Raw genomic sequence first — 15,199 nt, 5'->3', positions numbered from 1 at the left:
GGAGGCGTTGGCCGCGACCACGATGGTGTACTCGAGCGCGCCGTAGCGGGCGAGCTTCTCCACCACCTGCGCTACGGTGGACTGCTTCTGGCCGATCGCGACGTAGACGCAGAAGACGTTCTGGCCCTTCTGGTTGATGATCGCGTCCACCGCCACCGCGGTCTTGCCGGTCTGGCGGTCACCGATGATCAGCTCGCGCTGACCGCGGCCGATCGGCACCAGCGCGTCGAGCGCCTTGATGCCGGTCTGCAGCGGCTCGTGCACGCTCTTGCGCTTCACGATGCCCGGCGCCTTCACCTCGAGCTTGCGGAACTCGGCGGCCTGGATGGGGCCCTTGCCGTCCATCGGCTCGCCGAGCGCGTTCACCACGCGGCCCAGCAGGCCCTTGCCCACGGGCACCGAGGCGATCGTCTGGGTGCGCTTGACGGTGTCACCCTCGCGGATCTCCTTGAAGTCACCCATGATGGCGACGCCGACGTTGTCCTCCTCGAGGTTGAGCACCAGGCCGCGCACCCCGTTGGAGAACTCCACCAGCTCGCCGGCCAGCACGCCCTCCAGGCCGTAGATGCGGGCGATACCGTCGCCCACGGAGAGCACGGTGCCGGTCTCGGCGACGGTGACCTTCTTGCCGTAGTCCTTGATCTGCTCCCGGATGATTCTGCTGATCTCGTCGGCGCGGATGTCCATCTTGCGTCCTTGTACGGGGGCGGCCAGTGGGAATGCCGCCAGAAAACCTGAAATGGGCCGGGCCCCCTTACCATGCGTCCCCCCCTACCGCAACGCGCAAGGGCACGTGGGGGCACGCGAGGTCATCGGCGCTGTTAGAGGCACTGGAGGAGGGGACTTTCCCTCTCAGGCGCCCGGGGCGTGACGGGGCAGCCAGACGATGAAGCGCGTCCCCAACCCGACGCCGGACTCCACCGAGATGCGGCCCCCATGGGCCACGACGATCTGCCGGGCGATATACAGGCCCAGGCCCAGACCGTCGCCCGTGGCGCGCTTGCCACGCTTGAAGGGCTCGAAGAGGGTCGCCCGCTCCTCGAGCGGCACCGGCGGCCCGTCGTTGTGCACCGTGAGGGTGAGGCCCTCCATGGCCCCCACCAGCTTCACCTGGATGGGCGTGTCCTCGGGGCTGTGTTGCACCGCGTTGCCCACCAGGTTGTCCAGCAGCTGGCCCAGGCGCGACTCGTCCCAGCTGCCGCGCGCGTCCCCCTCCACCTTGGAGACGATGAGCCGGGTGGGGTGCGACACCTGGAACTGCTCCACCGTGCGCTCCAGCAGCTTGTCCAGCGCGAGCGGGGTGGGGCGCACCGGCAGGCCTCCGGCGAGCCGCGCGCGCGTGAAGTCGAGCAGCTCGTGGATCATCCGCTCCATGCGTCTGGCGCCGGCGGCCACGTGCGCCACCTGGCGCGACTGCGTCTCGTTGAGCCCCCCGGCGCGCTCCATGGCCCCCACGCTCAGCTGGATGGCGTAGAGCGGGGAGCGCAAGTCATGCCCCACCACCCCGAGCAGCTGCTCGCGGAAGGTGTCGGCCCGGGCCGCGGCCTCCTCGGCGGCCTTGCGGGCGCCGATGTCCCAGACGGCCGTCATCCGCACGGTGCGTCCGGAGTACTCCACCGCGCGTCCGAGCACCTCCAGGAAGAGCCGCTTGCCATCGCTCCGCATCCCCGTCAGCTCGTAGGGGGACTCCACCTGCCGGGAGATGGCCAGCTGCACCGTCTCGCGCGACTCGGGGGCGATCCAGCGCACCATCGGCTGGCCCACCATCTCCTCGGGCGTGACGCCCAACAGGGAGGCCAGCGAGCGGCTCGCCTCGAGGACGACGCCCGCCTCATGCAGGAAGTAGCCGTCGCAGGAGACGGCGACGAGGCCGCGCAGCCGCTGCTCGCTCTCGCGCAGGGCCAGCTCCTGCTCCACGCGCTCCGTCTCGTCCTCCAGCGTGAGGCCCACGCCGGTACGCAGGCCGCCCGAGGACGCGGGCAGCACCGACACCCGGAAGTGGCGCACCGTGGGCGTGCTCCCCAGGGGGCCGGACACCCGCGCCCCCACCACCGTCTCGCCCGACAGGGCCCGCTGCAGCAGCGGTCCCAGGGCCGAGGACAGCGCGGGCCAGATCTCTCCGGGGGTGCGGCCCTCGTACGCCGGGCCGGGCAGTCCGCTCAGGGCGACGATGGCGTTGCTGATGAAGCGGAAGCGCAGCTCCCGGTCCAGGAAGGCCAGCCCCAGCCCGGAGGCCTGGAGGAGCGCCCCGAAACAGGGCAGGGCCTCCTCGGGCAGGGAGGGCGCCGCGGGAGCGGCATGAGGACGATGGAGGACGGGCTGCGCCATGGAAGGGGACCCACGGGCTGGGACCCGGGTGGGCCCACCATATCCTTTCCCTGACCCGCTGGGAATACCGGGCTTGCAGGGAAATGCGGAGGAGCGGACAACGTGCCCCCCGGTCGCCCGAGGGGCAGGTGGGCTAGCGCTGCTTCAGCTCGCGGCGCATCTGCTCGAGCTGGGTGCGCAGGGTGCCGTCGTAGAGGGTGCTGCCGACCTGGGCGGCGACCCCCCCCAGGACGTTGGGGTCCACGCGGGCCTCCAGCACGACGTTGCGCTGGGTGAGGTCCTTGAAGGAGCCGGAGAGCTTCTGGAGGGCGTCGGCCGAGAGGGGCACGGCGCTGGTGACGTGGCCGCGCAGACGGCCGGCCTGGGCATCGGCCATGTCGCGGTAGAGGCGGGCGATGTCCGGCAGGTAGACGAGGCGGTTGCGGTCCACCAGCAGGCGCAGGGTATTGCCCAGCACGGGCTCCACCGGGCCCAGGGCCTTGAGGATCGCCTCCACCACGCGGGCGCGCTGCTCGCGGGAGTAGGCCGGGTTGAAGAGCACATCCGCCAGCTCGCGGTTCTGGGAGAGCACACCGGCGACGGAGGAGAGCTGCTCGGACACGGCATCGGCGCGGCCCGTCTCGGTGGCGACGTCGAGCAGAGCGCGGGCGTAACGGCGGGCGATTGACACGTTCACCATGGCGCGGCGCGCTTAGCACGCCCTCTGGCCGGGGGCAACGCCAGGGCACGAGCCCGTGCCGGGTCTTCAATAAGTTCCCCTGCCGCTGTACCCATGAGGTGGGGGTGCTCGGTGGGGGTAGAGGGGGGCCTCCGGAAGCAGGCATCTCCGGCGTATCATGAGAACGCAGGCCCCTTCCGCCCCCCGGACACCGGCTCCTTCATCCATGCGCGACCCCGTCATCGGAATCGACCTGGGCACCACCAACAGCGCCGTGGCCTCAGTGGAGGACGGCCAGCCCCGCATCATCCCCTCGCGCTCGGGCGGGCGGCTGACGCCCTCCGTCGTGGGCCTCACGCCGAAGCTGGCCGAGCGCGTGGTGGGCACCAAGGCCCAGGCGCTCGCCGAGGAGCACCCCGACTGCGTGGTGTGGGCCACCAAGCGCTTCATCGGGCGGCGCTTCACCCCGGAGCTGGTGGCGTCGGCCAAGGCGGTGGTGCCCTACCCGCTGGCGGGCGGCAACACCGGGGACGTGCGCGTGAAGATGGCCGGGCGCACCCTGCCCGTCACCCAGGTGTCGGCGATGATTCTGGGCGAGCTGAAGCTCGACGCCGAGGCGTACTTCGGGCGCCCCGTCAGCAAGTGCGTCATCACCGTCCCCGCCAACTTCGACGACGGCCAGCGCCAGGCCACGCGCGAGGCGGCCACCATCGCCGGGCTGGACGCCATCCGCCTCATCAACGAGCCCACCGCCGCGGCGCTCGCCTATGGCCTGTCGCGCGGCTTCCAGGGCCACGCGCTCGTGTTCGACCTGGGCGGCGGCACCTTCGATGTGACGGTGCTCGAGATTACCGACGGCGTCTACGAGGTGAAGGCCACGGGAGGAGACCCCTCGCTGGGCGGCGAGGACTTCGACCTGAAGATTGTCGACTGGCTGCTGGCGCAGGTGGACGACAACCACCGCGAGCTGGTGCACCGCGACGCGGTGTCCATGCGCAAGCTGAAGGTGGCGGCGGAGCAGGCCAAGCGCGAGCTGTCGGAGCACACGGAGACGCTCATCTCGCTGACGGGCCTGGGCGACCATACGCAGCCGGCGCGCAAGCTGACGGGCCTGGAGACGGCGCTCACGCGGCAGTTCTTCGAGCAGCTGTGCGAGCCGCTGTCCAAGCGCTGCATCGCGGTGTGCGAGTCGGTGATGAAGGACGCGGGGATGGACCCGCATGCGGTGGGGACGGTGCTGCTGGTGGGCGGCATGACGCGCGTGCCGCTCATCCGCCGGCTGGTGGCGGACTTCTTCGGCAAGGCGCCCTCCACCGAGGTGAACCCGGACGAGGCCGTGGCGTTGGGCGCGGCCATCCACGCGGACGAGCTGGCGCTCCAGTCGGGCGCGGCGCTGCTCTTGGACGTAGTGGGCAGCTCGCTGGGCGTGGGCGTGATGGGCGGGAGGGTACGGCACCTGATTCCCCGCAACAGCGCGGTGCCGGTGGTGGCCAAGGACGTCTTCCTCCCGGGCCGCCACGGGCAGACCGAGGCGCGCATCCCCATCTACCAGGGCGAGAGCGAGCTTCAGGACGAGAACCGCAAGCTGGGCGAGGTGGTGCTGCGCAACCTCCAGGCCGGCTCGCGCGGGGACACGCCGCTGGAGGTGACGTTCGAGCTGTCCAACGAGGGCACGCTGTCGGTGCGCGCGCTGGACATGAAGACGGGCGTGAGCGAGGCGGTGCGGCTGGAGGCGCGCCCGCACCTGCCGGGACAGGAGGCCGAGCGGCTCGTGAAGGAGCAGGCCTCGTACGCGCAGAAGCAGGCGCAGGCGGACGCGAAGAAGACGGAGGAGACGTTCCGCAAGCTGCTCGAGCGCGGGGAGAAGCTGGCGAAGCTGCTGCAGCGCACCGCCGAGGAGAACCCCAGCGATCAGGCCGATGCGGCCATGCTCAACGTGCGCAACCTGCTGGCGGCCGGCCACTCCGCGCTCGAGGCCCGCGACGCCGAGCAGTGCGCCCAGGTGGCGCGCCAGCTCATGCAGTTGCTGTCGGGACGCTGAGGTGGTGCCCTTCTTTGCGGCAGGGGCACCGGGTGTGGCTGGCGTGGGGGTCTAGCAGGTGCTCACGACGGAGCAGGAGGGGCCGTAGAGATACCCGTTGACATCGAACAGGGGCATCGTCCCCCCCTTGCAGACGAGCTTCGACCCATCGGGCTTCGTGAGGCACTGATCCCCGGAGAGAACCCCCTGCTGGACCCTGCCCGTCGCCACACTGTCGGTCCGGAAGGCGACATAGGTCGTGAAGGAGACCGACCCGTTTCCATTCCCGACGAAGAGGATTTGAACGCCCTCGTTGATTCCAGTGGTCGTGGGATCATCCTGGAGATCAATCTGGGGGATGAGCCCATTGGTCTGGACCACCACGACGCTGGTGGCCCCGACGATCACGGAGCCGCCGCCGTAGTTGTGGGTGAACGCGTTGGTGAGCGCGCACGTCCCGCTCCCCGTGGTGAAGTTCCAGCTGTACGAGCGGTAGATATTGCAGGGAATCTCCTCGCCGAGGGCCGTCACGAAGACGAGCGGGCTCTCGATGGAACCGGTGTCGCTCCGCGCGCTGACCGACTCCTGGGCCTCGCCACCACACGCCGTCGCCAGACCCGCCACGACCACTACGCCCGACAGCAGATTCTTGAAGTTCATGATGTCTCGATTGGTGAAGGGAAGGCCTCGGGCCTTCGCCGGACCCGGTGGAGTCGCGGCGGGCCCCGTTCTGCCTGGGTATTCATGCTGATGCTGTGAAGCCGTTCACACCGACGCCATAAACCGATTCGTGCTGCCCTACCGAGACGCGCCTCAGTCCGCGTTGAGGTCGAGCTTGAAGACGTTTGTCTGTCCGGGCTTCACCTCGACGGTCTTCACGAGGTCCTTGTTGAGCTCGGGGTTGAGCAGCCGCACCTTGTGCGTGCCGGCGGACACCTGCTGGGACTTCAGGGGCGTCTGGCCGAGCGCCGTTCCATCCAGGAACACCGTGGCGTAGGGCCGGATGCGGAACTCCAGCGTCCCCTTCTGCGCGACCTTGCGCCGCACGGCGGGGGTCTCCGCGGGCTCCGGCTTCGTGGGCTCCGCAGGGGGCTGCTCCGCATGGGCCGCGGGCTCCGGCGGGGTGGGGGCGGCCACGGGCTCCGGGTGCTCCGCCGCGGGCTGGGGCGGGGCCTCAGTGGGCCGGGCCGCGACCTCGGTGGCCGGCGGGGGCGGAGTCCGAGGAGGAGGCGTGGGCGCCGCCGTCATGGGCGCGGGAGGGGGCGCGATGGGCTGGGGCCCGGTGCCGCTCCGGAAGTGCAGCACCGCACCGCCCGCGGCGAGCAGCACCAGTCCTCCCATCGCCACGCCCAGGCCCAGGCGGCGGCGCTGAACGTGGGGGACGGCGTCCTCCTCCGGGAGGTCCGTCTGCGCGGGGGCCGCTGCCTGCTGGGGGAAGGCCGCCTGCGTGGGGGCCACCGCCTTCTGGGAGCCCGTCACCTGCCGGGCAGCCGTCCGCTGGGGCTCGGGCGTGGGCGGGAGCTGCGTCTGGGAGATGCGCGTGGACTCCAGGCGAGTCTCGGGAGGCGGTGCGGCGGAGTCCACCCCGATGCTCTGGGTGCGTGCCGCTCCCAGCTGGCCCGTGGCGGGCCGGACCTCGGCGTCGAGCGGCGCGGCCATGGTCTGCTGGCCGGTCCCCACCGCCGGAACCCGCTGGGAGATGGCCGTGGCCGCCAAGCCGGCGTCCTCTCCCTGGCCCGTCGCGGCGCTCCTCGCCGGCGCGCTGTTCTTCGGGACCAGCCGCTCCACCCACTGCGCCAGGTCTCTCGCCCCCACCGACTGGCCCGTGGAGACGATGAAGCGCTCCAGGTCCGCCTGGAAGGTGAGGCAGTCCGGGTAGCGCTGCTCGCGCACCTTGGACAGCGCCTTGTCCAGGATCTGCACCAGCGCCTCGGGCAGGTCCGTGCGGCGCGACTTCGCGGGCACGAGCGGCTCGAAGAGGATGGCCTGCATCATGCTCACGTCGGTGGTGGCCTCGAAGGGGTAGTTGCCGGTGAGCAGCTCGTAGAGCACCACGCCCAGCGCGTACACGTCCGCACGCCGGTCCAGCGGCTGGCCCTGGAGCTGCTCCAGCGGCATGTAGGCGATCTTCCCCTTGATGGTGCCCGTCTTCGTCTTGTGCCGCTGGTTGGTGGCCTTGGCGATGCCGAAGTCCACCACCTTCACCGCGCCCTGGCGCGACAGCAGGATGTTGTCGGGGCTGATGTCGCGGTGGATGAGCTCCAGGTGCTTGCCGGTGGACGGGTCCACGAAGTCGTGCGCGAAGGCCAGGCCCTCGCACGCCGCGGAGGCAATCTTGGCGCAGAAGGCCGGAGGCAGCGAGATGCCCGCCTGCACCGCCTTCGCCGACAGCGTGCGCAGATCCGGCCCGTCGATGTACTCCATCGCCAGGTAGTAGGTGCCCTCGGCCTGACCGAAGTCGAAGATTTGGACGATGTGGGGATGGTTGAGCTGCGCGGCCACGCGCGCCTCGGTGAAGAACATCCCCACGAAGGCCGGGTCCTCGGCCAGGTGCGGGAGGATTCGCTTGAGCACGAGCGTCTTCTCGAAGCCCATGGGGCCTTCCACCCGGGCGAGGAACACCTCGGCCATGCCTCCGGTGGCGAGTTTGCTGACCAGCTTGTACTTGCCGACTTGCGTCAAGACGATCTCCCGTGACCCGGCTACAGGCGCATCATATGCGCACCGCGCCCGGCGCGAAGGGGGGCTGCCTGCCCCGGGCCGGCTCCTGCTACGGTGGCGCGCCATGAATGCCAGTTCCCCCCGGACAGGACGAGCACGGGTACTCGCCCTCTGCCTCGCGGCCTGCCTGCCTGCCCAGGCGCTCGCCGCCGCGCCCGCCCGGAAGACCCCGGCCCGGAAGACTCCGGCTCGCAAGGCCCCGGCCCCCCAGGAAGACTTCCAGAGTGTGTTCTCCGCCGCCGTCAGCCTCTACGAGAACTTCGAGTACGAGAAGGCCCTGGCTCAACTGTCCCGCGCCAGGGAGTTGGCGCACGGGGTCGAGCAGGAGGTGCCGGTGGCCCTGTACCAGGGCGTCGTGCAGGCGGAGCTCGGCCAGCGCGACGAGTCGCTCGCCTCGTTCCGTACCGGCCTCTACCTCCAGCCAGACGCGAAGCTGCCGGTGAAGGTCTCCCCCAAGGTGGAGCGCGACTTCGAGGACGTGCGCCAGTCGGTGCGGCGTGACCTGGGCGTCCAGGCGCCCGCCACCGGGGCCACCGCGCAGGCTCCGGCGGATCGTCCGGTGCAGACTCCCGGCCTCAACCCCCGCGTGGAGCCGCGGCCCCAGACTCCCGCCTACGTGCCCTCCGTCAACGAGCAGAAGGCGTCCGGCCGCTCGGTGCTGCCGGCGGTGCTGCTGGGGACGACCGCGGTGGCGGGTGGCGCGGCGGCCTTCTTCGGCCTGCAATCGGCTACCCAGGTGACGCACGCGCGCGAGGCCGGCTTCTACGACGAGCGCGTCACGTACCTGAAGAGCGCCGAGAGCAACGCCCTCGTCGCCAACATCCTGTTCGGCACCGCGAGCGCCGCCGCGCTGGGAGCGCTCGCCACCTTCCTCATTCCCGGGAGCCCCACCGCTCCCGCCCTCGCCTCCACGGGAGGAGGTTCGCCGTGAGCGCTCTATCCAAGCTCCTGCTGCTGTCTTGTCTGGCCTGCACGGCCGCCTGCATCGTCCCCACCATCGAGGAGGTCGAGGAGCAGGAGGGCCCCGCTGGCTGCGACGACGCGGACCACAAGTGCCCCGAGAGCTTCGTCTGCTACGAGAACCGCTGCATCCAGCTCACCTCGGACATGGTCTGCAAGCCCGGGGTGAGCGAGGCCTGCGATACCAACGGCCTGGGCGAGTGCAAGGCGGGCGCGCGCCAGTGCGGCGCGGAAGGCACCTTCGGCGTCTGCGAGAGCAAGAAGAAGCCGGTGTTCGAGCGGTGTGACGGCCTGGACAACAACTGCGACGGCCCCGCGGACAACTGGAACGACCCCCTGCCCCTGAGCAAGAGCCTCGACAGCGGCTCCACGCTGGCCGCCATCGCCGTGAGGCGCGCGCCCGACGGCTCGCAGGACACGCTGCTGGTGCTCGAGTCGGAAGCGGGGAACCTCGTGGCGCGCACCCTCGCGCCCGATGGCACCCTGAAGCAGGGCACGACGTTCATGCCCACCAGCGCCGCCTACAACTTCAGGTCTCCCTCGCTCGCGGCGGACGGAGACACGGTCGCGGCGGCGTGGGTCGAGCAGGGGACCGTGTCGAGCTCGTCCGACTACCGGGTGAAGCTCACCCTGCTGGATGGGAGCGGAAGCCGCGCCGTCTCGCAGGTGCTCGAGCTCCCCTATGCCTCAGCCACCGTGTCCCGCGTCAAGGCCGCGATCAACATGACCCATGTCCTCGTGGCCGTCACCTATACGCCCAGCAGCACCTCGACCGATGTGACGGCCGTGTACACGGTCCCCCGGAATGAATTCACGCCGACCGCGGTGCGCGGCCCCAACAAGATCGCGGCCCATCGCGGGGGATTCGGGCTCGATGCCACGGCGAACGGAACGGGCAACGCGTTCCTGGTGGCGTTCGAGGACGCGGGTGTCCGCAAGACGGTCATCGTCAAGAATGACGGCTCGCTGACCTACGCGGCGGGGGCCGCCATCACCCAGAACGGGTCCACCCACTCGCCCTTCATCGCTCCCCTCAAGGATGACCCGGTGCGCCACGTCGTCTTCTACGTGGCGAACGCCGTCACGGGCTCGGGCGTCACCTCCCAGCTGCTGGGCGTGGGGTGCGGTGACCAGGCCTGCTCCCTCGAGCCAACGGTGGTCGGCTCCACGGATAGCAACATCGAGAGCATGGTGATGGCGCGGCGGCCCGGGATGCAGGGCCCCGAGAGCGCGCTCGGGGTGTGGACGGATCCCGCGTCGGGCCAGCGGCGCCTCCTCATCGGCACCCTCGGAAGCTCAGGCGTGAAGGATTGGCTCCCGCTGCGTCCGCCCGGCAACAACACCACGCTCTCCGAGGCGCTCGTCGTCATGCCGGACTCCACCCGTTTCCTGGCCTACAACCAGCTCGCCCCGTCGCTCGCGGTCGGTTATGCGTCCGAGGGGTACCTGCTGCCCTTCTGCGGGCCGTAGCGCGCGGCCCCTCGCGGTTTTCTGGCTGTCCCGCGCCGGGAGGACTCGGTTTTCCGAGGCCCCTAGCGCGGCCCTCCTCCCTCCAACTCCTCGAAATCCCGAGCGCCCGCCGTAGCGCGCGGCCCTGGCACGTGCGTGGCAATGAGCGCGGCGCGGCCGGAACACGCTTCGAGGAGTCAGGAACATGCGGAAGAACCACGGTGGGCTGGCGCTCGCGCTGCTGGCGCTGGCGGGGTGCGCGGACACGAGCGGCATCCCCGACAACCAGCCCGTGCAGATGCACGCGAGGCTGGAGTCCTTCGAGAGCTGCGGAGCGCTCGAGTCCTATCTCGAGGACGCGGCGGTGCTCGACATGCGGGCCACGATGGAGCGCTCCAAGCCGTCGTACTGGAAGTCGCGGGGCGGCTGGTTCGGCGGCACCCCCGAGATGGGGGATGCGGCCGGGGACCCGGTGCCCACCACGGGCTCTCCGGGAGGCGGCGGCACGGGCTCGCCCGCCCCGGATGACTACACGGGCACCAACAACCAGGTGGACGGCGTGGACGAGGCGGACTTCGTGAAGAACGATGGCACGCGCATCTTCGTCCTCTCCGGGCAGAAGCTGTACGTGCACCGCTCCTGGCCGGCCGAGTCGCTCCAGGCGGTGTCCTCGCTGAAGCTCGAGGGCGTGCCCCGGCAGATGTTCCTGCGCGGCGACAGGGTGCTCGTCTTCTCCGAGGTGTACCCGCCGTCCCCGGGCGCGAGCGGAGGCACGGGCTGCACGCCCATGGGCCCGTGTGATGGCCATGGCCAGGCGTATGGCTACGGGTCCGCGTTCACCAAGGTGACGACGGTGGACGTGTCGGACCTCGCCGCGCCGCACGTGACGGGCGAGCTGTACCTGGCCGGCGGCTACCACGACGCGCGCCTGACGGGCGGCTCGGCGCGGCTGGTGTTGCGCGACTCGTTCCGCTGGCCCGAGGGGATGCGCTGGTGGCCCGACTACTCGCAGGACCTCTGGAATGACCAGACGCGGCTGGAGAAGGAGCTCGACAAGCTGATGGAGCAGAACGAGCGGCTCATCCGCGCCAGCGCCCTGACGGACTGGATGCCGGAGGGCCGGTACAAGCGGCCGGATGGCACGGTGGAGGCGGTGGGCTACGACTGCCGGGACTTCCACAAGACGAACGCGCCCACGCGGCCGGGCTTCGTCACCGTGGCCTCGCTCGACCTGGACGCGCAGGTGATGCAGGCCCCGAGCCGCACCACCCTGGTGACCGAGCCGGGCGAGGTGTACGCCACCGCCAGCGCGCTCTACCTGGCCACGCCGCACTGGTGGTGGTGGCCGGAGGCGGGACAGGCGGACTACACCTATGTGCACAAGCTCGACCTGAGCCAGCCGCACCGCGCCACGTACGTGGCCAGCGCCACGGTGGAGGGCACCCTGCTCAACTCGTTCAGCATGGACGAGCACGAGGGCGTGCTGCGCGTGGCCACCACCCTCACCCGGCGCGTGGCGGAGCCCGGCAACGACTGGGGCCGCCTAGAGCTGAGCAACCGCCTCTCCACGTACCGGCAGGAGGACGGCCAGCTGAAGCTGCTCGGGCAGAGCGAGGAGCTGGCCCCGGGCGAGCGCATCTACAGCGCGCGTTTCCTCGGCGACAAGGGCTACGTGGTGACGTTCAAGCAGATGGATCCGCTCTTCACCTTCGACCTGTCGGACCCGGCGCACCCGCGCAAGGTGGGCGAGCTGAAGGTGCCGGGCTTCTCCTCGTACATCCACCCGCTGGACGAGAACCACCTGCTGACGGTGGGCGTGCACGTGGCGGAGAACGGGGACTGGCGCACGCGGGCCCTCAAGCTGTCGCTCTTCGACGTGACGGACCCGGCGCACCCGCGCGAGGCCTTCACGCAACTGGTGGGCACCGCCTACGGCTGGAGCGAGTCGCTCTACGAGCACAAGGCCTTCAACTTCTTCCCGGCCAAGGGGCTGGTGGCCCTTCCCTTCTCGGATTGGACGCAGCAGTACTCGGGCGACTACTGGGGCGGCTTCGTGAGCGAGCTGCGCGTCTTCCGCGTGGACCCGGCCGCGGGCTTCACCTCCGTGGGCGCCCTCTCCATGAAGGACGTGTACCAGACCGTCAATTACAACCAGTGGAGCTACACCTACTCGCCCTCGGTGCGGCGCAGCGTGATGGCGGATGACTATGTGTATGCCATTACCGACGCCGGCGTGCGCGTGGCCCACGTGAGCCAGCTCTCGCAGCCGCTGGCCACCTCGCGCTTCGACCCCATCGTCTACCCGTGACCCGGAGCCTCTCCCCGGGAGTGGACCTGTAACCGAGCGACACCGCCCGGCCGCCTGGAGAACGGGCGGCTGGCGGATGGGTCAGGCGAGCGGGGGTCGGGCCGTCCGCGAAGTCAGCCGCGCATCTCCGGCGGAAAACCGCTATAGGCCACCGCTCCCATGTCGTCCGCTCCACTCCCCAGCCGTTTCGAAGAGCTCCGAGAGCTCTGGAAGCTCGCCCTGCCCATCGCCATCGCCCAGGCGGGCCAATCGCTCATGGGCTTCGTGGACACGGCGGTGGTGAGCCGCGTGGGCACCCATGCGCTGGCGGCGGTGGGCCTGTCCACCGCGGTCTTCTTCGCCCTCTGCAGCTTCGCCATCGGACTGATGATGGGCGTGGACCCGCTGGTGTCCCAGGCCATCGGGGCGCGCAACGCGATGCGCGCGCGCTCGCTGCTCTGGCAGGGCAGCTACCTGGCCATCCTCGTGGGGGTGGTGCTGGCGATACCGCTGGGGGTGGTGCCACGGCTGCTGCCCCGCTTCGGCGTGGACTTCGCCGAGCTGCCCGAGGTGCGGGACTACCTCACCTTGCGTGCGCTCAGCCTGCCGCTGCTGCTGCTCTTCATCACCGCCCGGGCCTTCCTCCAGGCGACGGGCAGGCCCCGGGTGCTGGTGGTGTCCACGGTGCTCGCCAACCTGTTCAACCTGGGGGCGAACATCGTCTTCGTCTTCGGCGGCGAGGGGCTGCCCGCCTTCCTCGGGCCGCTGCGCCAGGTGCCGGCGCTGGGGGTGAAGGGCTCGGCGCTCGCGACGCTGCTGGCGTGCGTGGTGCAGTGGGCCATCGTCGCGTGGGCGGTGCACCTGACGCCCACCTCGGGAGGCAAACCCTCGCTGCGGCCCGTTCGCGCGGACATGCTCCAGGCGCTCCGGGTGGGGCTGCCCATTGGTCTGCACATCGCGGCGGAGGTGGGCGTCTTCTCGCTGGCGGGCGTGCTGGCGCGCTGGCTCGGTCCCGAGAGCATGAGCGCCCATCAGATCGCCATCTCCTTCGGCAGCGTGTCCTTCGCGATGGCGCTGGGCATTGGCAACGCGGGCAGCGTGCGGGTGGGGTGGGCCGTGGGGGCGCGCAACACGCCGCTGGCGCGGCGCAGTGGGATGACGGCGTTCGCCTCGGGGGCGGGCTTCATGACGGTGAGCGCGCTGATGTACGCGCTGCTTCCCCGGCAACTGGCCACCCTCATGGGCGCGCCCGCCGAGGTGCTCCCCCTGGTGGTGCCGCTGTTGATGGTGTGCGCCGTCTTCCAGATTTCCGATGGCATCCAGGGCGTGGGCGCGGGCGTGCTGCGCGGGGCGGGGGAGACGCGTTTCACCTTCTACGCCAACGTGGTGGGGCACTACCTGGTGGGCCTGCCGGTGGCGCTGGTGCTCGGCTTCGGGCTGAAGCTCGGCGTGGTCGGCATCTGGTGGGGCCTGTGCGCGGGACTCACCGCCGTGGCGCTCGCGCTCTTCTGGCGCTTCGAGCGACAGAGCGCCGGGACGCTCCAGCCGCTGGAGGGGTGAGGGGCGGGCGGCCTACCCTCGGAGCATGAGAAGGCTTCGTGGGGTGGTGCTTGGGTTGTTGCTGGTGGCGGGACTCGTGCCGGGTCCGGCCTGGGCGGCGTCGCCCGCATCGGCGGTTTCCCCGGTGCGGGCCAGCGTGCTCGCCGGAGTGGATTCCATCCGGCTGGAGATGATGGCCTGTCTGGTGCGCGGTGACATCGCGGGCGCCATCGCGCTGTACGAGGCCGAGACGGGACAGGCGGCACCCGCGTGGTTGATGGAGTTGCAGGGGGCCTACAGCGTCGCGAATCAGCAGGCGGGCAAGTGCCAGCAGGTGGCGCGCATCATCCACACCGCGTTCGGCAAACTGGGCCAGACGCCGCAGTACATCGCCATAAGGGCATTGGGTAATAAGGACTACATTGCTTTCGATATGGCGAGCGGAAAGAGTCCTGGCATCACGTATAATGGCTATCATGCCGCTGTCATGATCGAGGATCGGGTCTACGACGCATACACCGGACCAATGGGTATGAAGTTGATGGACTACATGTCTCGGCTTCACGCGGAACTGGGAGTGACCTGGACAGTGGTGTCCGCGCCATGAATGAGGACAAGCCTTCTGAAGGCCAGACATCTCGCCAGCATGTGTACATGCTCGATTACCTGATGCGCATGCGGCAGGACATGCTGCGGGGACGCCTGGCAATGTATCTGGGCGATATCGACATCGTCCGGATGGTGGCCTTCACCGATGGCTACCGCTCCTGCCAGAGCGCCAACGGCATCACGGATGAGGAGTACGGCCTCTTCCGCGATTGGCTGCGTGACGTGAAACAGGAGTTCCCCACCGAGGGCTGGGCCGCCAAGTACCTGCGCGACTGCGAGGGCGACCATGAGCGTGCCATCCGCAAGTTCCTCGACTTCGTCGCCGAGTTCGTCGCCCTGCGTGAGCGCGAGCGGCAGGGCAGCTGACTCACCACAGCAGGTCGTGCTGAATCTCCCAGTCCTCGAGGGCGTGAGGAGCGGCCGTGCTACCCTCGAAGAGTGAGAAGGCTTCGTGGGGTGGTGCTTGGGTTGTTGCTGGTGGCGGGACTCGTGCCGGGTCCGGCCTGGGCGGCGTCGCCCGCATCGGCGGTTTCCCCGGTGCGGGCCAGCGTGCTCGCCGGAGTGGATTCCATCCGGCTGGAGATGATGGCCTGTCTGGTGCGCGGTGACATCGCGGGCGCCATCGCGC

Annotated in this window: 11 protein-coding genes and 1 pseudogene; 7 read left to right on the top strand and 5 right to left on the bottom strand. The window is 70.1% G+C overall.

Going from position 1 to position 15,199, the window contains the following annotated elements; translation table 11 throughout:
* The 3 genes and pseudogenes from ACJ8AN_RS17910 to atpH form a co-directional block, all read right to left on the bottom strand.
* Nucleotides 1-687 (bottom strand): annotated as a pseudogene (locus ACJ8AN_RS17910) (F0F1 ATP synthase subunit alpha); the annotation flags it as partial.
* A gap of 165 nt (nucleotides 688-852) precedes the next feature.
* The gene (locus ACJ8AN_RS17905; RefSeq protein ID WP_407756594.1) at nucleotides 853-2,328 is read right to left on the bottom strand and encodes an ATP-binding protein; all 1,476 of its coding nucleotides are present in this window, start codon (nucleotides 2,326-2,328) and stop codon (nucleotides 853-855) included.
* A 133-nt stretch (nucleotides 2,329-2,461) separates the two neighbouring features.
* Nucleotides 2,462-3,007, bottom strand: coding sequence for an ATP synthase F1 subunit delta (gene atpH / locus ACJ8AN_RS17900; protein WP_407756593.1), 546 nt, complete (start codon nucleotides 3,005-3,007; stop codon nucleotides 2,462-2,464).
* A 205-nt stretch (nucleotides 3,008-3,212) separates the two neighbouring features.
* Between atpH and ACJ8AN_RS17895 the strand changes: the two genes are divergently transcribed.
* On the top strand, nucleotides 3,213-5,027 hold the full coding sequence (locus tag ACJ8AN_RS17895; protein WP_407756592.1) for an Hsp70 family protein: 1,815 nt from the start codon (nucleotides 3,213-3,215) through the stop codon (nucleotides 5,025-5,027).
* A 51-nt stretch (nucleotides 5,028-5,078) separates the two neighbouring features.
* Here ACJ8AN_RS17895 and ACJ8AN_RS17890 read toward each other — a convergent pair whose 3' ends face one another.
* Nucleotides 5,079-5,666: a hypothetical protein gene (locus ACJ8AN_RS17890; RefSeq protein ID WP_407756591.1), complete on the bottom strand. Its 588-nt coding sequence runs from the start codon at nucleotides 5,664-5,666 to the stop codon at nucleotides 5,079-5,081.
* A gap of 153 nt (nucleotides 5,667-5,819) precedes the next feature.
* On the bottom strand, nucleotides 5,820-7,637 hold the full coding sequence (locus ACJ8AN_RS17885; protein ID WP_407756595.1) for a protein kinase domain-containing protein: 1,818 nt from the start codon (nucleotides 7,635-7,637) through the stop codon (nucleotides 5,820-5,822).
* Nucleotides 7,638-7,791: 154 nt separating this feature from the next.
* On the opposite strand from ACJ8AN_RS17885, the gene ACJ8AN_RS17880 reads away from it, so the two are divergent.
* From ACJ8AN_RS17880 to ACJ8AN_RS17855, 6 genes are all read left to right on the top strand, one after another.
* On the top strand, nucleotides 7,792-8,658 hold the full coding sequence (locus ACJ8AN_RS17880; RefSeq protein ID WP_407756590.1) for a hypothetical protein: 867 nt from the start codon (nucleotides 7,792-7,794) through the stop codon (nucleotides 8,656-8,658).
* Nucleotides 8,655-10,157, top strand: a complete 1,503-nt coding sequence (locus ACJ8AN_RS17875) for a putative metal-binding motif-containing protein (RefSeq protein ID WP_407756589.1) — start codon at nucleotides 8,655-8,657, stop codon at nucleotides 10,155-10,157. Before ACJ8AN_RS17880 ends, ACJ8AN_RS17875 begins: the two co-directional genes overlap by 4 nt.
* A gap of 184 nt (nucleotides 10,158-10,341) precedes the next feature.
* A complete protein-coding gene (locus ACJ8AN_RS17870; protein WP_407756588.1) occupies nucleotides 10,342-12,444 on the top strand; it encodes a beta-propeller domain-containing protein in 2,103 nt (700 codons plus the stop codon).
* Nucleotides 12,445-12,603: 159 nt separating this feature from the next.
* Nucleotides 12,604-13,983: an MATE family efflux transporter gene (locus ACJ8AN_RS17865; RefSeq protein WP_407756587.1), complete on the top strand. Its 1,380-nt coding sequence runs from the start codon at nucleotides 12,604-12,606 to the stop codon at nucleotides 13,981-13,983.
* 43 nt (nucleotides 13,984-14,026) lie between these two features.
* A complete protein-coding gene (locus ACJ8AN_RS17860; protein ID WP_407756586.1) occupies nucleotides 14,027-14,569 on the top strand; it encodes a papain fold toxin domain-containing protein in 543 nt (180 codons plus the stop codon).
* Between the two features lie 47 nt (nucleotides 14,570-14,616).
* Nucleotides 14,617-14,937 (top strand): hypothetical protein, encoded by a 321-nt coding sequence (locus tag ACJ8AN_RS17855; protein ID WP_407756585.1) that lies wholly within the window; start codon nucleotides 14,617-14,619, stop codon nucleotides 14,935-14,937.
* Nucleotides 14,938-15,199 lie beyond the last annotated feature (262 nt).

The sequence above is a fragment of the Archangium sp. genome (assembly GCF_045802675.1).
Taxonomy (GTDB): domain Bacteria; phylum Myxococcota; class Myxococcia; order Myxococcales; family Myxococcaceae; genus Archangium.
Note: the sequence above shows the minus strand (reverse complement) of the source record. Positions and strands in the feature narration are given on the sequence as shown.

Coding starts and splice junctions, on each gene's coding strand:
- ACJ8AN_RS17905 (WP_407756594.1), bottom strand. CDS start 2,328: ATGGCGCAGCCCGTCCTCCATCGTCCTCATGCCGCTCCCGCGGCGCCC.
- atpH (WP_407756593.1), bottom strand. CDS start 3,007: ATGGTGAACGTGTCAATCGCCCGCCGTTACGCCCGCGCTCTGCTCGAC.
- ACJ8AN_RS17895 (WP_407756592.1), top strand. CDS start 3,213: ATGCGCGACCCCGTCATCGGAATCGACCTGGGCACCACCAACAGCGCC.
- ACJ8AN_RS17890 (WP_407756591.1), bottom strand. CDS start 5,666: ATGAACTTCAAGAATCTGCTGTCGGGCGTAGTGGTCGTGGCGGGTCTG.
- ACJ8AN_RS17885 (WP_407756595.1), bottom strand. CDS start 7,637: ATGGCCGAGGTGTTCCTCGCCCGGGTGGAAGGCCCCATGGGCTTCGAG.
- ACJ8AN_RS17880 (WP_407756590.1), top strand. CDS start 7,792: ATGAATGCCAGTTCCCCCCGGACAGGACGAGCACGGGTACTCGCCCTC.
- ACJ8AN_RS17870 (WP_407756588.1), top strand. CDS start 10,342: ATGCGGAAGAACCACGGTGGGCTGGCGCTCGCGCTGCTGGCGCTGGCG.
- ACJ8AN_RS17865 (WP_407756587.1), top strand. CDS start 12,604: ATGTCGTCCGCTCCACTCCCCAGCCGTTTCGAAGAGCTCCGAGAGCTC.
- ACJ8AN_RS17855 (WP_407756585.1), top strand. CDS start 14,617: ATGCTCGATTACCTGATGCGCATGCGGCAGGACATGCTGCGGGGACGC.